We start from the raw sequence: 4,240 nt of genomic DNA on the forward strand, positions 1-4,240 counted from the left end.
CCAGGGCGTCGGAGCCGGCGGGGCGGTCGCCCACCCCGAGGACGCGCAGGAGCTCGTCGTCACGCTCCACCGCCTCCGGATCCGGACCGTGCGCGTCGAGGGAGGCGGCGTCGTCCCGGGTGCCGGGGTCGACATCGTCGTCGTTCATCGCCATCGCTCCTCTCCGTCCTGCTCGATCCTGGTCCGGAGCTGCTTCATGGCCCGGTGTTGGGCCACCCGCACGGCTCCGGCCGTGCTGTCCACTATCTCCGCGGTCTCCTCCGCGGAGAGTCCCACGACCACCCGCAGTCGGATGATCTCCCTCTGCTTCTCGGGCAGGGTTCCCAGTAGACGACTCATCGCCCTGGCCACCTCGCCGTCGAGGATGTGATCCTCCGGCCCCGTCTCCGTGGAGAGCACCTCCGGGAGGTACTCGACGGGATCCGACTTGTTCCGTGCGGCGCCCCGGTGCGCGTCCGCGACCTTGTGTGCGGCGATCCCGTACACGAAGGCCATGAAGGGACGTCCCTGATCCCGGTACCCGGGCAACGCCGAGAGCACCGCGATCAGCACCTCCTGTGCGACATCGTCAGCAGAAAGGTTGACCCTCTCCGCACCCCCGACGCGGGAGCGGCAATACCGCACCACCCCGGGACGGACGAGTTCGAGTACCCGCGTGGCCGCCGAACGGTCTCCTTTGACCGCGGCGGCGACGGCGAGTTCCAACTCGTCTGCTGTACCTGTCATCGATTTAGGGGGGCCTCTCGTTACACGGGTGTGCTACGGGGCACGGCCTTTCTGTCGGGGTGCGGCGCCGGACCGTCGCGGTCTCACGTCCGGACCGTCGCGGCCGGCGGGGCGTGGGCACAGGATACTTCTGCGACCCCTGTGCCGGAGGTCATCCGGTGAGGGCCCAGCGTAGCCGCTCGGAGCGGGGTGAGACGACATCACCGGTCGCCGGACGACGAGCGGGCCCCGGTCCCGCGGGTGCGGGACCGGGGCCCGGTCGGGACGGGATCAGTGCGAGTGACCGGCGTGTGAGTGCCCGCCGGGCGCCTCCTGCTCGGGCTTCTCGACGATCGCCGTCTCGGTGGTCAGCACCATCCGCGCGACGGAACAGGCGTTGACGACGGCCGAGTGGGTGACCTTCACCGGGTCGATGATGCCCGCCGAGACGAGGTCACCGTACTCGCCGGTGGCGGCGTTGAAGCCGTCCCTCGGACCGAGGTCGGCGACCTTGCTCACCACGACGGAGCCGTCCTCGCCCGCGTTGGCGGCGATCCAGAACAGTGGCGCCGCCAGCGCCTTGCGGACGACGTTCACCCCCACCGCCTCGTCGGCGTCGGTGGTGTCCTCGGCGAGCCGGGCGAGCGACGCCGCGGCCTGGACGAGCACGGAACCGCCACCGGCGATCACGCCCTCCTCGACGGCGGCCTTGGCCGAGTTGACCGCGTCCTCGACGCGGAGCTTGCGCTCGGTGAGCTCCGTCTCGGTGGCGGCGCCGACGCGGATGACCGCGACGCCCCCGGAGAGCTTGGCGATGCGCTCCTCGAGCTTCTCGCGGTCCCAGTCGGAGTCGGTGTTCTCGGCCTCGCGGCGCAGCTGCGCCACCCGGGCGTCGACGTCGGCCTGGTCACCGTCACCGTCGACGATGATCGTCTCGTCCTTGGAGACGGTCACGCGGCGGGCGTGTCCGAGCACCTCGAGGCCACAGTCGGAGAGCTTCATGCCCAGGTCCGGGCTGACGACCTGACCCTTGAGGACGATAGCGAGATCGTCCTGGAAGGCCTTGCGGCGGTCGCCGAAGAACGGGGCCTTGATCGCGACGACCTTGATGGTCTTGCGGATCGAGTTGACGACCAGCGTCGACAACGCCTCGCCGTCGACGTCCTCGGCCACGACGAGCAGCGGCTTGCCGGTCTCGGCGACCTTCTCGAGCAGCGGGAGCAGGTCGGGGAGGGAGCTGATCTTCTCGCGGTGCAGCAGGACCAGGACATCCTCGTAGATGGCCTTCTGCTCGTCGGGGTCGGTGACGAAGTAGGGGCTGAGGTAGCCCTTGTCGAAGGCGATGCCCTCGGTCACGGCGACCTCGGTGTGCAGGCCCTGGGATTCCTCGACGGACACGACGCCGTTGACACCCACGGCGTCCATGGCCTCGGCGACCATCCGGCCCACCTCGGGGTCACGGGAGGAGACCGTGGCGACCTGCGCCACCCCCTCGGACCCCGACACCGGGGTGGCGGCGGACTTGAGGAACTCGACGACGGCGGCCGAGGCCTTCTCGATGCCCTTGCCCATGGCCATCGGGTTGGATCCGGCGGCCACGTTGCGCAGCCCCTCACGGATGAGCGCCTGCGCGAGCACCGTCGCGGTGGTCGTGCCGTCACCGGCCACGTCGTTGGTCTTGGTGGCGACGCTCTTGACCAGCTGGGCACCGAGATTCGCGAACGGCTCGGAGAGTTCGATCTCGCGGGCGATGGAGACACCGTCGTTCGTGACGGTGGGGCCACCGAAGGCCTTGGCCAACACGACGTGCCGACCCTTCGGGCCGAGCGTGACCTTGACGGTGTCGGCGAGTTGGTCGACACCGGCGAGCATGCCCTTACGGGCCTCCTCGTCGAACGCTATCAACTTGGACATTGATGGGACTCCTGGAAGGAAGAGGGTGTTCGGGACGGACGGGTCGTACTGCGTAACGGACCGGTGCGACACCGGTGAGACACCACCGCCCCGGCGGGCCGGACACTGGCCGGCGCCACCGGGGCGGGGTTGTACCGACTCACGTCAGTCGATGACCGCGAGAACGTCGCGCGAGGAGAGGATCAGGTACTCCTTGCCCTCGTACTTGATCTCGGTTCCGCCGTACTTGGAGTAGATGACCTTGTCCCCCTCCTTGATGTCCATGGGGATGCGGTCGCCGTCCTCGTCGAAGCGGCCCTTGCCGACCGCGACGACGGTGCCCTCCTGGGGCTTCTCCTTGGCGGTGTCCGGGATGACGAGGCCGGACGCCGTGGTGGTCTCGGCAGCGGTGGCCTCGACGAGAATCTTGTCCTCAAGCGGCTTGATCGCCACGATGGATCCTCCGTGTGTAGATGGCTGGTGTGTTCAGGGGGGCGGGGCACCGGGGTGGCGTCGTCGCGGGTGACGCGACCGGGTCCATGCCTATTGGCACTCTATATGCGCGAGTGCCAGCACTCAAGTGTCCCGGGTGCCCGATCCGGCCCCGTTCGCGGACGGCGAACACCACCCGGCCCCCACACACCCGCTCGAGCACGCCGCCGGGCGCGCGGGCCCCGCGTACGATCAGCGGGAAGTCCCGCCGCCCCCGGGAGGAGTCGTCGCCATGTCCCGTACCCCCTCCGGTGACGCGGACGCGTCCGGCCGGCGGGATCCGGAGGACCCCGGCGACGAGTCGCACGCCGGTCCCCCCGACGTCAACGGGACGGCGCTCGCCGCGGTCGTGTTGGCGGTGGGCAACGTCGTGTTCGGGTCCTTCCTCGGACTGTTCCTGCCCGCGGTCCCCGCGGTCTTCGCGCTCGCGTCGGTCCTGCTCGGCCATCTCGCCCTGGCCAGGATCAACCGGACCGGACAGGCCGGGCGCGGTCTCGCCCTCACCGCCCTCGCGGTGGGGTACCTGTGGTTGGTCCTGATCACCCTGCTGGTCTGCGGGATGCTGCTGTTCACCGGGTACGGCTTCGCACTGCTCGGGTTCTGAGGCACCCGCCTCACCACCCTCCTCACACCACCCGCCTCACACCAGCTGGGTCACCCCGACCGTGAGCCCCGGATCCGCCGCCACGGTGAGGGCACTGGGTTCGGCACCCGCCGCGAGGAGCGCGGACGCCACCGCCACGACCATCGCCCCGTTGTCCGTGCACAGCCGCGGCCGGGGGACGCGGAGGCGGATCCCGGCCTCGGCGCACCGCTGCGCCGCCAGCTCCCGCAGCCGGGAGTTCGCGGCGACGCCGCCGCCGACGAGCAGGGTCGACACCCCGAGATCTGTGCAGGCCCGCACGGCCTTCATGGTGAGCACGTCCGCCACGGCCTCCTGGAACGACGCGGCCACGTCGGCGACCTCGAGGTGCACCCCGTCGCGCTCGGCGGCCTCGATCCGGCGCGCGACGGAGGTCTTGAGCCCGGAGAAGGAGAAGTCGTGTCGGGCGTCCCGGGGCCCGGTCATCCCGCGGGGGAAGGGTATGGCCGCCGGGTCACCGGACGCCGCGAGTCGATCGATCACCGGACCGCCCGGGTAACCCAGTCA

General features: G+C 70.4%; 4 protein-coding genes and 1 pseudogene. 1 reads left to right on the forward strand and 4 read right to left on the reverse strand.

Annotated features, from left to right (window positions below; genetic code table 11):
• Window positions 1–144 precede the first annotated feature (144 nt).
• From G6018_RS10170 to groES, 3 genes are all read right to left on the reverse strand, one after another.
• Entirely contained in the window at window positions 145–726 is a 582-nt protein-coding gene (locus G6018_RS10170; RefSeq protein WP_179524690.1) for a sigma-70 family RNA polymerase sigma factor, read from the reverse strand.
• Window positions 727–996: 270 nt separating this feature from the next.
• The gene (gene groL, locus G6018_RS10175) at window positions 997–2,619 is read right to left on the reverse strand and encodes a chaperonin GroEL (RefSeq protein ID WP_179524689.1); all 1,623 of its coding nucleotides are present in this window, start codon (window positions 2,617–2,619) and stop codon (window positions 997–999) included.
• 144 nt (window positions 2,620–2,763) lie between these two features.
• Window positions 2,764–3,051 carry a co-chaperone GroES gene (groES, locus tag G6018_RS10180; RefSeq protein WP_017837219.1) on the reverse strand — a complete coding sequence of 96 codons (288 nt, stop codon included), beginning with the start codon at window positions 3,049–3,051 and terminating at the stop codon, window positions 2,764–2,766.
• 271 nt (window positions 3,052–3,322) lie between these two features.
• Between groES and G6018_RS10185 the strand changes: the two genes are divergently transcribed.
• The gene (locus G6018_RS10185; protein WP_179524688.1) at window positions 3,323–3,694 is read left to right on the forward strand and encodes a DUF4190 domain-containing protein; all 372 of its coding nucleotides are present in this window, start codon (window positions 3,323–3,325) and stop codon (window positions 3,692–3,694) included.
• A 36-nt stretch (window positions 3,695–3,730) separates the two neighbouring features.
• Here the strand turns inward: G6018_RS10185 and G6018_RS10190 are convergent.
• Window positions 3,731–4,237, reverse strand: a pseudogene (locus G6018_RS10190) (tRNA (adenosine(37)-N6)-threonylcarbamoyltransferase complex transferase subunit TsaD); the annotation flags it as partial.
• Window positions 4,238–4,240: the final 3 nt, after the last annotated feature.

It is taken from the genome of Dietzia sp. DQ11-44, from assembly GCF_014145205.1.
GTDB lineage: Bacteria > Actinomycetota > Actinomycetes > Mycobacteriales > Mycobacteriaceae > Dietzia > Dietzia natronolimnaea.